The 14,234-nt window shown below is 71.2% G+C and carries 12 protein-coding genes and 1 pseudogene; 9 read left to right on the top strand and 4 right to left on the bottom strand.

The window, feature by feature from the left end; all coding sequences use genetic code 11:
- Window positions 1–535 precede the first annotated feature (535 nt).
- The 6 genes from ACFU3E_RS31160 (at window position 536) to yicI (ending at window position 8,821) form a co-directional block, all read left to right on the top strand.
- Window positions 536–1,663, top strand: a complete 1,128-nt coding sequence (locus ACFU3E_RS31160; protein WP_384165697.1) for a LacI family DNA-binding transcriptional regulator — start codon at window positions 536–538, stop codon at window positions 1,661–1,663.
- A 375-nt stretch (window positions 1,664–2,038) separates the two neighbouring features.
- Window positions 2,039–3,202: an extracellular solute-binding protein gene (locus ACFU3E_RS31165; protein ID WP_384165762.1), complete on the top strand. Its 1,164-nt coding sequence runs from the start codon at window positions 2,039–2,041 to the stop codon at window positions 3,200–3,202.
- Between the two features lie 14 nt (window positions 3,203–3,216).
- The gene (locus ACFU3E_RS31170; protein ID WP_384165765.1) at window positions 3,217–4,176 is read left to right on the top strand and encodes a carbohydrate ABC transporter permease; all 960 of its coding nucleotides are present in this window, start codon (window positions 3,217–3,219) and stop codon (window positions 4,174–4,176) included.
- Window positions 4,177–4,182: 6 nt separating this feature from the next.
- Window positions 4,183–5,022, top strand: coding sequence for a carbohydrate ABC transporter permease (locus ACFU3E_RS31175; protein WP_384165700.1), 840 nt, complete (start codon window positions 4,183–4,185; stop codon window positions 5,020–5,022).
- A 14-nt stretch (window positions 5,023–5,036) separates the two neighbouring features.
- Entirely contained in the window at window positions 5,037–6,479 is a 1,443-nt protein-coding gene (locus tag ACFU3E_RS31180; protein ID WP_384165702.1) for a GH1 family beta-glucosidase, read from the top strand.
- The gene (gene yicI / locus ACFU3E_RS31185; RefSeq protein ID WP_384165705.1) at window positions 6,476–8,821 is read left to right on the top strand and encodes an alpha-xylosidase; all 2,346 of its coding nucleotides are present in this window, start codon (window positions 6,476–6,478) and stop codon (window positions 8,819–8,821) included. Before ACFU3E_RS31180 ends, yicI begins: the two co-directional genes overlap by 4 nt.
- 186 nt (window positions 8,822–9,007) lie before the next feature.
- Here yicI and ACFU3E_RS31190 read toward each other — a convergent pair whose 3' ends face one another.
- On the bottom strand, window positions 9,008–9,943 hold the full coding sequence (locus tag ACFU3E_RS31190) for a MerR family transcriptional regulator (protein WP_384165708.1): 936 nt from the start codon (window positions 9,941–9,943) through the stop codon (window positions 9,008–9,010).
- Window positions 9,944–10,071: 128 nt separating this feature from the next.
- Here ACFU3E_RS31190 and ACFU3E_RS31195 point away from each other — a divergent pair, with 128 nt between their 5' ends.
- Window positions 10,072–11,595 (top strand): alpha/beta hydrolase, encoded by a 1,524-nt coding sequence (locus tag ACFU3E_RS31195; RefSeq protein WP_384165711.1) that lies wholly within the window; start codon window positions 10,072–10,074, stop codon window positions 11,593–11,595.
- A gap of 207 nt (window positions 11,596–11,802) precedes the next feature.
- Here ACFU3E_RS31195 and ACFU3E_RS31200 read toward each other — a convergent pair.
- A pseudogene (locus tag ACFU3E_RS31200) lies at window positions 11,803–12,039 on the bottom strand (response regulator transcription factor); the annotation flags it as partial.
- Window positions 11,987–12,205 (bottom strand): hypothetical protein, encoded by a 219-nt coding sequence (locus ACFU3E_RS31205; RefSeq protein WP_384165714.1) that lies wholly within the window; start codon window positions 12,203–12,205, stop codon window positions 11,987–11,989. The pseudogene ACFU3E_RS31200 and the gene ACFU3E_RS31205, both read right to left, overlap by 53 nt.
- A 324-nt stretch (window positions 12,206–12,529) precedes the next feature.
- Between ACFU3E_RS31205 and ACFU3E_RS31210 the strand changes: the two genes are divergently transcribed.
- On the top strand, window positions 12,530–12,901 hold the full coding sequence (locus tag ACFU3E_RS31210) for a hypothetical protein (RefSeq protein WP_384165717.1): 372 nt from the start codon (window positions 12,530–12,532) through the stop codon (window positions 12,899–12,901).
- A gap of 177 nt (window positions 12,902–13,078) precedes the next feature.
- Here ACFU3E_RS31210 and ACFU3E_RS31215 read toward each other — a convergent pair whose 3' ends face one another.
- Window positions 13,079–13,519 carry a MarR family winged helix-turn-helix transcriptional regulator gene (locus ACFU3E_RS31215; RefSeq protein ID WP_384165720.1) on the bottom strand — a complete coding sequence of 147 codons (441 nt, stop codon included), beginning with the start codon at window positions 13,517–13,519 and terminating at the stop codon, window positions 13,079–13,081.
- A gap of 92 nt (window positions 13,520–13,611) precedes the next feature.
- On the opposite strand from ACFU3E_RS31215, the gene ACFU3E_RS31220 reads away from it, so the two are divergent.
- Window positions 13,612–14,151: a phenolic acid decarboxylase gene (locus ACFU3E_RS31220; protein ID WP_384165723.1), complete on the top strand. Its 540-nt coding sequence runs from the start codon at window positions 13,612–13,614 to the stop codon at window positions 14,149–14,151.
- Window positions 14,152–14,234 lie beyond the last annotated feature (83 nt).

A 14,234-nucleotide genomic window follows, 5' to 3' on the forward strand; every position in this document is an offset into this window, starting at 1 on the left:
TGATCCGGTGCTGTCGCTCTCAGGGGTGACTTCGTCCGGGCTGCCTGCTGGACGAGGGAAGAAGAGGTCCTCGAGGGCGTCTGCAGCGAAGAGGAAGGCCATCATCACGACCGGTAGAAGCAGGGCAAGCAGAATCACAGAACCTCCCGGCAGGTCGGTCCGTGGGCTTCGTGACCCGCTTTCAGGATGGGGCCGAATGGCGGCGAGCGCACGGTGGGCCCCGGGCAGTCGCCACGGCGGGCGGGGCGGGTGGTGCCGTGCACGCCCTGTCCCGCACCCGGCCCAGGCAGGCTCGGTGCGCGGGCCGCAGCCCGATGCCGCGCCGGTGGAACAGGGACGCGGCCGACGCAGCCGCACCCTCTGACCGTGGTGAATCGTCCAGCTCGGCCTCGGCGCCGAAACCCCCGGCGCGGAACCGCCCCGGCGACCGCCGCCCGCGGGCAACCGCCGCCGACCCTCGGCCGCGGCAAAGACCGCCGGGCGTATCGCTCAAGGTATTGCCCTTCCCGACCCGCCATGCTTAAGGTCACCCCGTTTGTCGAATCGATTCGATGGAATCGAGGAAGCCGAGGGCCCCGAGACGGGCCGGGTGGAGGTGGAGATGACCACGATCAAGGACGTCGCGGAGCGGGCAGGCGTCGCGCCGAGCACCGTGTCGTACGTCCTGAGCGGGTCGCGCAAGATCTCCGAGGACACACGGCACGCGGTCCAGACCGCGATCGACGAGCTCGGATACCACCCGCGCGCGAGCGCCCGTACGCTGCGCAGCGCCCGGACCCGGGTGCTCGCGCTGGCCACGCCGCGCGTGCCCGGGGCGTACCGGGCGATCGACGGGCGGTTCGCGATCGACGTCACCGACGCCGCCCGTGTGCAGGGGTACGACGTGCTGCTGATGACGGACAGCGACGGCGTCGGTGGGCTGCGCCGGGTGGCCCGCAGCAGACTCGCGGACGCGGCGGTGCTGATGGCGGTCGAGGACCGCGACCCCCGTGTCGAGGTCCTGCGCGAACTGGGCTTCCCCGGGGCGCTGCTCGGTCGCGACGATCACGCGGCGCTGCCCTGGACCGACCTCGACTGGGAGGCCGCCGTCGCCCTCGCCGTGCGCGAGACCGCCGCAGCCGGCCACCGGCGGATCCTCTTCCTCTCGTCGGCCGAGCACGAGGTCGCCGCACGCCGCGGCTATGCCCTGCACGGCCTCGACGGCGCCCGTCGAGCGGCGGTCGAGACCGGGGCCGATGTCCGCGTGCTCCCGTCCCACCGCGACCCGGACGTCCTGGCGCGGCGGCTGGGCGAGGCGCTGGCCGCGCGGCCCGTACCGACCGCGCTGGTCGTCCAGCACCTGATCCTCCTCCCCCGCCTGCTGGACGCGGTGGCGGCGGCCGGGATGCGGGTGCCTCACGATCTGACCGTCGTACTCGTCGGCAGTCTCCCGGACGAGCTCGGGATCCGGCATCTGCCGCGGATCGATCTGCCCGTCGCGGAGATGTCCACGGCCGTGGCCCGGCTCGCCATCGCCGCGATCGGCCCTGGCCGCGACGACCGGTCGGCGACTTCGCAGGAGTCCGTCGCGGTACCTGCCTCGAGCATGCCCACCGCCGCGCCGCACCACCTGATCCAGCCGCGGATGGCCGGGCCCGTCATCGCCCCGCCGTCGCCCGGCTGACCACTCGGACCGCCCGTAGGACGCGGCCGGCCGGGACCCATCGCCGGACCACCGCTTGTCCGCAGCCGCACAGGTAACGGAGGACCCACCATGCCGTTCATGGCAGGACGCATCGGAGCTGGTGCCGCAGCAGGCAACGTTTGCCCGTCGAGGAGCGGCGTCCGGTGCGTGCTCTCGGCGTGCCGGCCGGAAGTCCTCGGACTGGTTGTACTCGGGCTTTCGGCCGGTGCGGCGAGTGGGGGTCCCCCCTGCTCGAAGAGCTTGGGGGAGCGTGCCGGGCGTCGCGACGGGGCGAACGTTGCCTGTCGCGGCACTAGACGTGGACGCGTTCCCGCGCTCGCCGCCACTCTTGCCTGTGCCGTCGTCGCGCCAGGGCTGACCGGCTGCGCGGCGGAGCCCGACCCGGGCACGGTCACCGTGCTCAACTCGGCGACCGACACCGCCGAGCACACCGCCAACCAGCGGTTCTTCGACCGCTGCGCCAGGCCGCTCGGCCTGAAGGTCGAGCAGATCAGCGTGCCCGCCGACCAGATCGCCTCCAAGGCGCTGCGGATGGCGTCGTCCGACTCGCTCACCGACATCCTGGAGCTCGACGGCTCGGAGCTGCCCCAGTTCGCGCAGACCGAGGGCCTGCGGCCGCTCGACGAGGTGGGGGTCGACACCTCCGGCCTCTCCGCGAGCGCGAAGTCCCTCGGCTCGTACGACGGCACCCAGTACGGCATCGCCCGTTCCGTCAACTCCCTCGCGCTGATCTACAACACCAGGCTCCTGGGGGACGCGGGCATCGCCGTGCCCTCCACCTGGAAGGAGCTGCGGGCCGCCGCGAAGAAGCTCACCGCGGGCGACACGTACGGGATGGCCTTCAGCGCGAGCCCGAACGCGGACGGCGTCTACCAGTTCCTGCCGTTCTTCTGGTCCGCCGGCGGTGACGAGACCAGGATCGGCAACGGCAAGGGTGAGGCCGCGCTCCAGCTCTGGAAGGACCTGGTCACGGACGGCTCCGCCTCCAGGTCCGTCGTCAACTGGAACCAGCAGGACGTCAACGACCAGTTCGTCGCGGGCCGCGCCGCCATGATGATCAACGGGCCGTGGCAGGTGCCGGTCCTCGAGGCCCAGAAGAACGTGGACTGGGCGGTCGCGAGCATTCCGGTGCCCGAGGCGGGCAAGCCGGCGGTGCCGCCCATCGGCGGCACCGTCATGGCCGTACCGAAGAACGACGATGACCCGGCCCGGGAGAAGAACGCGGGCAAGGTCCTGAACTGCCTCAACTCCGAGAAGAACCAGCTCCAGTGGGGCGAGTCGGTCAACAACGTGCCCACCCGCGCCACGGCCGCACAGGCGTACGCGAAGCAGAACCCGAAGCTCGCCGCCTTCGCCGAGCTCGTCACCACCGCCCGCTCCCGTACCGCGAAGGTCGGCACCCGCTGGCCGGTCGTCGGCGACGCGCTCGCGGGCGCCTTCCAGTCCGTGCTGACGGGCCGGACCGGTCCCGAACAGGCCCTGCACCGGGCCCAGCAGCAGGCCTCGGCGGGGAAGTGAGGGAACCGGCCATGATGACCACCATCCCCCAGGCGCCCGGTACGGGCGGCGCCGCCGGAGCGAAGTCCGCAACCAACCGTGCTCCGCAGCGCCGTGGGCTGCTGCGCTGGCTCTTCGTCGCTCCCGCGCTCGCCTATATGGCGCTCTTCTTCGGCTACCCGCTCGTCCGCAACATCGTGATGAGCTTCCAGCACTACACGCCGAAGACGTACTTCACCGGTGAGGCACCGTTCAACGGTCTCGACAACTGGCGCGCCGTCTTCGCCAACGAGCTGTTCACCGACGCCCTGTGGCACACGGCCCTGTTCACGGTGGGCTCGCTGCTCGGCCAGTTCACCGTCGGCCTGGCCCTCGCCGTCTTCTTCTCCCGCCGCTTCCGGCTCTCCGGCTTTGTGCGCGCCATCCTGCTGCTGCCCTGGCTCGTGCCCATGGTCGTCTCCGCCGTCGTCTGGCGGCGCATCCTCGACCAGGACCACGGCATGCTGAACACCGCCCTCCACGCGGTCGGCCTGGTCCCGCAGGACGGCGTGCCGTGGCTGAGCAGCCCCGGCGTGGCACTGCTGTCGGCGGTCCTGGTCAACATCTGGATCGGCATCCCGTTCAACATGGTCATCCTCTACGGCGGTCTCCAGGAGATCCCGCGCGACCTGTACGAGGCCGCGTCGCTCGACGGCTCCGGCCCATGGCGCACGTTTCGCAGCATCACGCTGCCGATGCTGCGCCCGGTGATCACCGTCGTGCTCGTGCTGGGCTTCATGTCGACGGTGAAGATCCTCGACCTGATCCTGGCACTGACCTCGGGCGGGCCCGCGGACTCCACACAGACGCTGGGCACGGTCACCTACCAGCTCTCCTTCCTTCAGCTCGACTTCGGCCAGGGCGCCGTGGTGGGCAACGTCCTGATCGTCATCAGCGCGGTCTTCGCCGTGCTGTACCTGCGGGCCGACCGCGCCGACTTCGGCAAGGGGAAGTGACCGACGATGAACCGATCGACGAAACGACCGGCGAGCGTTCTCCGCATTCGTTCGGTGGGGAACACCGCCGCCGCGCTGCTGGTCCTCGCCGTGCTGCTCTTCCCCGTGTACTGGATGCTCAACACCGCCCTCCAGCCCGAGTCGAGCATCGCCGCCACCGAGTGGTTCCCCGTCTCACCGTCCCTCAAGAACTTCGACACGGCGATCAGCAGCCAGGGCGGCTCGCTGCTCACCAGCTTCGTCGTCGCACTCGGTGCCGTCGTCGTCTGTCTCGCGCTCGCCGCGCCCGCCGCGTACGGACTCGCCCAGTTCGGACTCCGCGGCGGGCAGGGCATCGTCTTCGGCACGCTCATCACGCAGATGGTTCCCGGCATCGTGATCGCCAACGCCCTCTACAGCGCGTACGCGCAGCTCGGCCTCGTCAATTCCTATCTGGGGCTGATCCTGGCGGACGCCTCGCTCGGTCTGCCGTTCGCGGTCGTGCTGCTGCGGGCGTTCATGGTGTCGATCCCGGGCGAGGTCGTCGAGGCCGCGATGGTGGACGGGGCGAACCGCTTCACCGCGTTCGCGCGGATCGTGCTGCCCATGAGCCGCAACGCCCTGATCACGGCGGGACTGTTCACCTTCCTCTTCGCCTGGTCGGACTTCATGTTCGCGCTCACCCTCAACACCACGGACGACGTCAAGCCCATCACGCTCGGCATCTACCAGTTCGTCGGCGCGCATGTCAGCGACTGGGGCGCGGTCATGGCGACCGCGGTGCTCTCCGCCGTACCGGCGGCGATCCTGCTCGTCGTCGCCCAGAAGTACATCGCCGCCGGGATCACCGGCGGATCGGTCAAGTAGGGCGGTTCCTCCCTGTGAGTTTCTCCGAGTCCACCGAATTCCCCGAGTCCCCCGACTTCCCCGACTTCCCGGCCGGCTTCTTCTTCGGTGCCGCCACGGCCGCTTACCAGATCGAAGGCGCATACGACGAGGACGGCAGAGGCCCGTCCATCTGGGACACCTTCTGCCGCGAGCCCGGGCGCGTCGCGGACGGTGCCACCGGTGACGTCGCCTGCGACCACTACCACCGCTACCGCGAGGACATCGCGCTGCTACGCGAGTTGGGCGTGGACGGCTACCGCTTCTCCATCGCCTGGCCCCGAATCCAGCCGACCGGCTCCGGCCGCGCCAACGCGGCCGGTCTCGACTTCTACGACCGGCTCGTCGACGAGCTGCTGGCATCCGGCATCTCGCCCGCCGCCACCCTCTACCACTGGGACCTCCCCCAGGCCCTGGAGGACCGGGGCGGCTGGCGGGTACGGGAGACGGCGGAGCGGTTCGCCGAGTACGCCGAGGTGGTCGCCGCCCGGCTCGGCGACCGGGTGGACCGCTGGATCACGCTCAACGAACCGTTCTGCAGCGCCTTCGTCGGCTACGCGGCGGGCGCCCACGCCCCGGGCGCCCGCGAGGGCCGCGGCGCGCTCGCCGCCGCCCACCATCTGCTCGTCGGCCACGGGCTGGCCGTGCCGGCGCTGCGCGCGGCGGGGGCACGGGCGGTCGGGATCACGCTCAACCCCGACCGGCTGCTGCCGGCCACGGACTCTCCCGCCGATCTGGCCGCCGTACGCCGCGTCGAGACGCTCCACAACGACGTGTGGTTCGAGCCGCTGTTCGCCGGGCGCTACCCGGAGCACGAAGCCGAGACCTGGGGCGAGCTGCTTCCCCCTGGCGACGGCTCGTTCCGCATCGACGGCGACCTCGGTCTCATCGGCGCACCGCTCGACTTCGTCGGCATCAACTACTACCGGCCGATCACCGTCGCCGACGCCCCGTACCGCGCCCCGGACCCGGCCACCCGCACCGCTGTCGACGTCCGGGCCGAGGAGACCTGGCGCGACGATGTCCGCCACACCACCATGGGCTGGCCGGTCGTCCCGCACACCTTCGCGGATCTGCTGGTGGGCCTGACCGAGCGCTATCCCGCGCTGCCGCCGCTCCTGATCACCGAGAACGGCTCGGCCGAGGCGGACACCGTCGACGCCGACGGCCGGGTCCGCGACGTGGAGCGGGTCGACTACCTCCGCAGCCATCTGGACGCACTCGCCGCCGCCCTGCGCGCGGGCGTCGACGTGCGCGGCTACTACGTGTGGTCGCTGCTGGACAACTTCGAGTGGGCCCGTGGCTACGGTCAGCGCTTCGGCATCGTCCGGGTCGACTACGACACGCAGACGCGCACACCCAAGGACAGCTACCGCTGGTACCAGCAGCTGATCGCCGCCCACCGTGCCCGCACCACCCCTGGTGAGGACCCTCGATGAAGTTCACCGACGGCTACTGGCTGATGCGCGAAGGCGTCCAGGCGTCCTACGCCGCCGAGGTCGCCGACGTCCGCGTCGACGAGGGCCGGTGCACGCTCCACGCGCCCGTGCGGCACGTCACGCGCCGCGGCCAGACCCTCAACAGCCCGCTGCTGACCGTCGAGTGCTGGTCCCCCGCCGAGGGCGTGATCGGCATTCGTTCCACGCACCACGCGGGCACTGCCGAGCGCGGCCCGGAGTTCGCGCTGCGCTCCGTGCCCGGCCACGCTGCGAGGGTCACCCGGGAGGGCTCGCTGCTGGAACTGACGGCCGGGGAACTGTCCCTGCGCGTGGACACCGCGGCCCCGTGGCGGCTGGACTTCACGGCGGACGGTCGCGTCCTCACCTCGGCGAAGGCACGCGGCACCGGCTTCGCGGTCATGGATGACGGAAGCCACTACTCGCTGGCGCAACTCACCCTCGAAGTAGGTGAGTTGGTGTACGGGCTCGGCGAACGGTTCACCCCGTTCGTGAAGAACGGCCAGAGCGTGGACATCTGGCAGGCCGACGGCGGCACCGCGAGCGAGCAGGCGTACAAGAACGTCCCCTTCCACCTCACCAACCGCGGCTACGGCGTCTTCGTCAACCATCCCGGCAAGGTGAGCTACGAGGTCGACTCGGAGGCCGTCGGGCAGGTGCAGTTCAGCGTCGAGGACCAGTCACTGGAGTACTTCGTCGTGTACGGACCGACGCCCAAGGCCGTCCTGGACCGCTACACGGCGCTGACCGGCCGCCCGGCACTGCCGCCGGCCTGGTCGTTCGGGCTGTGGCTGTCGACGTCGTTCACGACCTCGTACGACGAGGAGACGGTCAACCGGTTCGTGCGCGGGATGGCAGAGCGCCACATCCCGCTGGGCGTCTTCCACTTCGACTGCTTCTGGATGCGCGAGTACCAGTGGTGCGACTTCACCTGGGACCCGGAGGTGTTCCCGGACCCGGAGGGCATGCTCCGGCGGCTGAAAGAGGAGCACGACCTGCGCGTGTCGGTGTGGATCAACCCGTACATCGCACAGAAGTCCGCGCTGTTCGAGGAGGCCAGGCGGCACGGCCATCTGGTCCGCAAGGCCAACGGAGATGTGTGGCAGTGGGACCTGTGGCAGGCCGGTATGGCCCTGGTCGACTTCACCGATCCGGAGGCGCGCCAGTGGTACGCGAGCAAGCTGCGCACGCTCATCGCGCAGGGCGTCGACTGCTTCAAGACGGACTTCGGCGAGCGGATCCCGACCGATGTGGTCTGGCACGACGGCTCCGACCCGGAGCGCATGCACAACTACTACACACAGCTCTACAACGAGACGGTCTTCGAGGTGCTGCGCGAGGCGCGGGGCGCCGGTGAGGCCGTGCTCTTCGCCCGCTCGGCGACGGCGGGCGGACAGCGGTTCCCGGTGCACTGGGGCGGCGACTGCGAGTCGCACTTCGGCGCGATGGCCGAGTCGCTGCGCGGCGGGCTGTCGCTCGGCCTGTCCGGGTTCGGCTTCTGGAGCCATGACATCGGCGGCTTCGAGGGCACGCCGACGCCCGAAGTGTTCAAGCGGTGGGTGCAGTTCGGGCTGCTGTCGTCGCACAGCCGGCTGCACGGCAGCAAGTCGTACCGGGTGCCGTGGGACTACGACGAGGAGGCAGTCGCGGTCACCCGCGACTTCACCCGCCTCAAGCACCGGCTCATGCCCTACCTGTCCCGTGCGGCGCAGCAGGCCGCCGAGCGCGGCACGCCGATGATGCGGGCGATGGTCCTGGAGTTTCCCGACGACCCGGCCTGCCACACCCTCGACCGGCAGTACATGCTCGGCGACGACCTGCTCGTCGCCCCCGTGTTCTCGGCCGACGGCGTCGTCGACTACTACGTCCCGGAGGGCACCTGGACGCATGTGCTGTCGGGCGAGCAGGTCCAGGGGCCGGGCTGGCGACGCGAGCGGTACGGCTACGACAGCCTGCCCCTGCTTGCCCGGCCCGGTTCGGTCATCCCGTACGGCGTGAGCGACGACGCGGCGGAGTACGACTGGGCGGACGGGGTGACCCTGCGGGTCCACGCACCCGTCGACGGTGCGACGGTCGTGACGCGGATCCCGGCACCCGGCGCCCGGGGCAGCTCGGCAGCCGTCTTCCGGACGACTCGCGACGGCGACACGCTCACGGTCGACGCGGAGGGGGTACAGGGGCCGTGGCAGGTGCTTCTGGTCGGAGCGCAGGCGGATCCCGGCGACACCGGATCGCCGGCGTCGGCCGAGCGGACCGCGCTCGGCACCCTTCTCGCCGTATCCGCGGGCACGGCCCACCTCACGGCACTACTCACCGGGAGCTGACACGGCCTCACAGACGGCTCAGCCGGTATGCCCGCCATCGTCCTTGAGCGGATCCGTGGTGATCGGAGTGGGAGCGGGTTCGTCGTGGACGCCGGCCCCAGCGCGGTGTGGTGGATCCAGGTCGAACCCACCTTGGTGCGCTCGGATTTGTCCGTGCCCGCGTGGACCAGGTCGTAGCTCCGTGACTCACGTTGCCTCGGCGTTGTCCTGCCGCAGTGCGGCGCGCAGCCAGTCGTCCGCGGAGCCCGGGGTCGGCTGCGGGCGGGCGCCCGGCGGAGTCAGGACGATGGCTGCGAGTTGCCAGTACTGGTCCAGGCGCGGCTCGGCGGCCAGAGTGGCGGCCAGCAGACGGCGGAAGTCGCGGGTGTCGCGGCTGCGGTAGGCGCCGGCGTAGGCAGCGACGTAGGCATCCAGGGCCTCGCCGGGATGCGGGTCGCGTGTTCGGCGCACGTGTGCGGCCGCGAGTTCGAACGCCTCGGCGAGGCCCGCGTACAGCAGAGCCGCGCCGCGGGCCCCTGCCACTCGGTGAACCTCCGGTTGGGGCTGCCGGCCGCCCGGGCAGGGGGCGGTCGTCATGGCGTGCAGCCGGGCGAAGGCGAGCACCTGAGCCGGATGCGGTTCGTCGGGCGGGTGTGGGACGGCCACCTCCAGGAATGCCGCGGTCGCCCGGGACGGCATCCGTGGCGGCAGCCAGGTGCGCCAGAACCTGGCCAGTGGGGCGGTGCTCGGTGGGCTGCCCAGCGCGCCGAGCAGCCTCAGCCGGCCGGCCCGCTGAGCCGGCGGGCAGTCCCGCACCAGTTCGAGTGCCGCCTCCCGCCAGCGCAGGGTCCTCATCTCATTGCCGAGCCGGCGCAGACGGCCGTCGACGGCGTTCTCCAGTGCGCGGCCGGCCGGGTCGTCCTGGAGGATGCGGCGTATCTCGGGCAGCGGCAGGTCCAGGGTGCGCAGGGAACGGATCAGCTGCAGCCGTTGCAGTTGCTCGGGGCCGTAGCGGCGGTGTCCGCCACTGCTGCGGGCGGCCTCGGGCAGCAGCCCCTGGTCGGAGTAGAAGCGGACGGTCTTCACGGTGGCACCGGCGCGCTCCGCGAGCTCCCCGATGCTCCACAACAGCTCGTGCGACATGGACAGTTGAACCTCCCTCCAGGGGAGTTCCTACGGTACCGGCGCGCGGACCGGAGCAACGCAGCGGGCCGCGCGCCATGGCGTACGCGACCGGCGCGACGTCAGGTGACGAATCCGGGGAGGGCTTTGTGCAGGTGTTCATCATGGTGGCGGGTGCGTTCACCGGCGCCCAGATCTGGCGGGAAACGGCCGCGCAGCTGGTCGCCGCGGGCAGCCAGGCGCACACCGTGCCGCTGACGGGAGTCGATGCGGCCCGGCCTGCCCCGCCGGCCCAGGTCGGTCTGCAGACGCACATCGACGACGTGATCGCGGCGATCGACGCGGTGGAGGTGACCTCCGGGCAGGAGATCGTCCTCGTCGGTCACGACTACGGGATCCACCCGGTGCTCGGCGCCGCTGATCAACGGGCGGAGCGCATCACCCGCATCGTGTATCTGGACTGCGGGATGCCGCAGAACGGAGTTCCGGCGCTGGCCGCCGTACCGGACCAGGCACTGCGCGTGCAGGTGGCCGAACGCGCCGGGACAGACGGGCGTGGGGGCGTGCTGGCGCCGCCGGACCCTGGCGAGTGGGAGCGCTGGGGCAGTACCGCCGGCGTCGGCGAGGCGGCAATGGAGCGGCTGAACGCCCTGGCAGCGCCTCAGCCGCTGGGCACCCTGCTTCAGCCGCTGAGGCTGACCGGCGCGGTGGCCGCGGTTCCCGTCACCGGCGTGCTCTGCACCCGGAACGGCGCCAGTATCGACCTGGTGCAAAGGCTCGTCGACTTCGGCGACCCTGCGCTGGCCGTCCTGACGGAACCCCAGGTCACCTTCTTCGAGCTTCCGACCGGGCACTGGCCGATGCTGTCCTGCCCAGCCGGACTGGCGGACGTCCTGCTGCAGGCCGCGGCCGGTGAAGGCCGTCGCCTGCGGCCCGCCGGCGACGACGCGCCGGTGCCCGCCCATCTGCGTCCTTTCCCGTTGGACCTGCCCGGGCCGCCCCGCGACCGCCGGGGCCGAGTCGATCTGTACGTCCCTGACGGCGGGGGCCCGCGACCGGCCGTGGTGTTCGTGCACGGCGGCCCGGTGCCCGCCGGAGCGCGGCCACGTCCGCGTGAGTGGCCGACCCTGGTGGGCCATGCCCGCCTGGCCGCCGCAGCGGGCATGGTCGGCGCGGTCCTCGAGCACGGTCTCCACGATGTCGCGGACTACGAACGCGCCGCCGCGGACATCGCGGCCGGAGTGGAACGGGTGCGGGCCGACGCCCGGGTCGACGCCGACCGGATCGCCCTGTGGTTCTTCTCCGGCAGTGGCCTGCTCACCACGGACTGGCTGGCGGAGCCCCCTGCCTGGCTGCGCTGCCTGGCTGCCTCCTACCCCGTCCTGGCCCCCCTGCCCGCCTGGGGGCTGATCGGCAGCCGCTTCCGACCCGCCCGGGCGGTCGTGAGGGCGGGGACGCTGCCCGTCGTCCTCCTGCGCGCCGGGCGAGAGACACCTCAGATCGCCGCGACCGTCGATGCGTTCGTGGCCGCGGCCAACGACAGCGCAGCGCGACTTGAACTGGTCGACGTGCCCAACGGCCACCACGGGTTCGAAACCCTCGACGCACCTGAGGTGACGCGTCCGGCCCTGCACCATGCCATGCGCTCGGTGGTCACCCACCTGACCCGGTGACACCCGGCACCCCGCCGCGCCGCCTTACGTCCGGATCCGGGCACCAAGTCCCAGCACATCACTGACCTCGGCTGCACCGGGGCGCGGATTCTTCAGGCTGGACCGTGAGGCGGGCGGGGTGGCGAGGAGGCGACGTCCCAGCCCCGCCGCGGGGGACAACGCGTCGGGGCGCGATGAGAGGCACCGGCTGACATCCAGACCTGGTTGTCAGGAGCTGCGGGGGTCTGCCAGGCCGGATTCGTAGGCGATGACCACGAGTTGGGCGCGGTCGCGGGCGTGGAGCTTGGCCATGGCCCGGTTGTGAGTCTTCGCCGTCATGGGGCTGATCACCATGCGGCCCGCGATCTCGTCGTTGGACAGGCCCCGTGCGACCAGGGCGACGGCCTCGCGCTCACGACTGGTCAGCAGGTCCAGTTCCTTTCCGGTGCCGGTGGGCAGCGGCTCCCGTCGCGACCAGCCAGGCGATTTCGAGGACGCCTCGGGCCTGGGCGTACGCCTCGCCCGTGGCGTGCAGCCCCGGGGCCAGGGCCGCGAGCGGCAGCAGTGCCAGCACGCCCACGCTCGCCGCCACCGTCACGGTCCGGCGTCCCGCCCGCACGGCCGCGTACACCGCGAACAGGAACGCGACGGCAGGGACATCGAGAAAGGGATCCCGATCCGGACGGTACGTTCCGTCCCTGTTCCTGGTGCGGTCACTGTCGCTGCGGCTGAAGGGAGCGTGCGGAGCCCGGACTCGTATCGTCGCCTCGTGACCGGGTGCGGGCAAAGCCGTGCGCCCGCTTCCTCTGCGGGACGACCTTCAGCACCGGTCGCCGTCCGCTGAGCAGCTCGTGAGACGCCGGGGTCCGGTCGGCTGGGGGCCCGAAGGTCACAGTCGGGCTCCTTCGCCTCCCGGACGGTGCCGGAACGCGCCATTCCGTGGTGCAGTCGGGGCATGGCCTCACCGCCCACGCATCATCAGGACTCCCAGAATCCGGCCCGACGCGAACGGCCCTCCCGGCTGATCGACATCGCCGTCGCCCTACTGCTCCTGGTCGCGGACGCGGTCATCATCGTCGCCGCCGGGCTGCTGCTCGTCGCGGTCGGTATGGGAAGCGCGCCGTCGCCCCATTCCTCGCGACCCGCGCACTCCCGCGACACCCCCCTTCTGACGTGGCTCGTCGTATGGGGCGTACCGGTCGTGGCGGCGACCGGGGCCTTCGTGCACGCCCGGCTGAGAATGCCCGTCACCGCGGTTGTGCAGAGCCTGTTCACGGTCGCCTGCACGTTCCTGGCCGTCGCATGGACGCGCATGCTGCTGTCGTGACTCCGGCCGCTCCAGGGTCTGCGCTTCTCCACCTGCAGAGCGCCTTTCGCGCGGCGCCGAGTCGTACGAGCGGGCCTCCGCCCTGTAGCGCAACGAGGCAGCCTCGCGGCCCCGGCGGAGAGGGCGAGGGCAGGGGCCACTTCGGCCTCCCCACGCCTCAGCCGCAAGGCTGGAGGGTCAGCCGTGCTGCTCCTCCAGGGCACCGATCAACTCGGTGAGCGCCGGCAGCGCCTCCTCGATGGCCTGCCGGCTGTCCGGCGCGAGGGCTGCCAGGGCGCGGCTCAGTGCCTCCGTGCTCACCCGGTCGTACCGGCCGAGCAGATCGAGAGCGCGCGGGGAGGCCACGAGTGTCACCGTGCGCAGGTCGGTCGACGACGGCCTGCGCTCGACGAGACCCGACGCGGTCATGGCGCGAACCAGATTGCTGACTGTCGAAGGGGCTACTCGTAGGCGGGTGGCAACATCGCGCGGGGCAAGGGCTCCGGCGTCGGCCAGGACTCTCAGCAGCTCGATCTGCGCCTCGGGAAGATCCGGCAGGTCCGCCGCGCTGCGGGTGCGCAGCAGTACGGCCCGCCGGAGGGGACCGACGAGGCGGCCGAGACCGGTTGCGGTGTCCATGCGTCGATGATGCCCCGGTTTTCGCTTTGCTGCAAAATAGTTTTGCGACAAAGTTGTCTGGCACCGAAGTGTGCGACAAGGAGGTACCTCGCATGGTCAGCAACGGAGCACACGGGACCACCGTCCGCAACCCCGTGCCCCCGCAGCAGCTCTCCGGAATCGTCGGCCACCGCTTCATCTACACCTACGCCAACGGCTGGCAGTACGAGATGTACGTGAAGAACCCGACCACGATCGACTACCGGATCCACTCCGGCATGGTGGGCGGTCGTTGGGTCAAGAACCAGGAGGTCGACCTGGTCCAACTGGACGACGATCACTACAAGGTCTCCTGGAACGAGCCGACCGGCACGTCGGTCTGTGTGAACGTCATGCCCGGCAAGCGCCGCCTGCACGGCGTGATCTTCTTCCCGCGCTGGGTCGAGGAGCACGGCGAGCTCACCGTCCTCTATCAGAACGACCACCTCGACGAGATGCGCGGGTACCGCGACGAGGGCCCGACGTACCCGATCCATGTGGTCCCGGAATTCGCCAGGATCACCCTTTTCGAGTTCGTCGGCGCCGACGACGACACCATCATCTCCACGGCCCCGGGCGACCTCCCGCCGGGCTGGTCCGACCGCACCGGCTGACGTGGAGCGGGCCGCCCCGGCCGGTGCGTTCCAGTCCTCCTCCGATGCCGGCTCCCGGCGCGGCGGGCCGACGACGGTGAACG

The sequence above is a fragment of the Streptomyces sp. NPDC057424 genome (assembly GCF_042803315.1).
In the GTDB taxonomy this organism is placed as follows: domain Bacteria; phylum Actinomycetota; class Actinomycetes; order Streptomycetales; family Streptomycetaceae; genus Streptomyces.

Coding starts and splice junctions, on each gene's coding strand:
- ACFU3E_RS31170 (WP_384165765.1), top strand. CDS start 3,217: ATGACCACCATCCCCCAGGCGCCCGGTACGGGCGGCGCCGCCGGAGCG.
- ACFU3E_RS31175 (WP_384165700.1), top strand. CDS start 4,183: ATGAACCGATCGACGAAACGACCGGCGAGCGTTCTCCGCATTCGTTCG.
- yicI (WP_384165705.1), top strand. CDS start 6,476: ATGAAGTTCACCGACGGCTACTGGCTGATGCGCGAAGGCGTCCAGGCG.
- ACFU3E_RS31190 (WP_384165708.1), bottom strand. CDS start 9,943: ATGTCGCACGAGCTGTTGTGGAGCATCGGGGAGCTCGCGGAGCGCGCC.
- ACFU3E_RS31210 (WP_384165717.1), top strand. CDS start 12,530: ATGGCCTCACCGCCCACGCATCATCAGGACTCCCAGAATCCGGCCCGA.
- ACFU3E_RS31215 (WP_384165720.1), bottom strand. CDS start 13,519: ATGGACACCGCAACCGGTCTCGGCCGCCTCGTCGGTCCCCTCCGGCGG.
- ACFU3E_RS31220 (WP_384165723.1), top strand. CDS start 13,612: ATGGTCAGCAACGGAGCACACGGGACCACCGTCCGCAACCCCGTGCCC.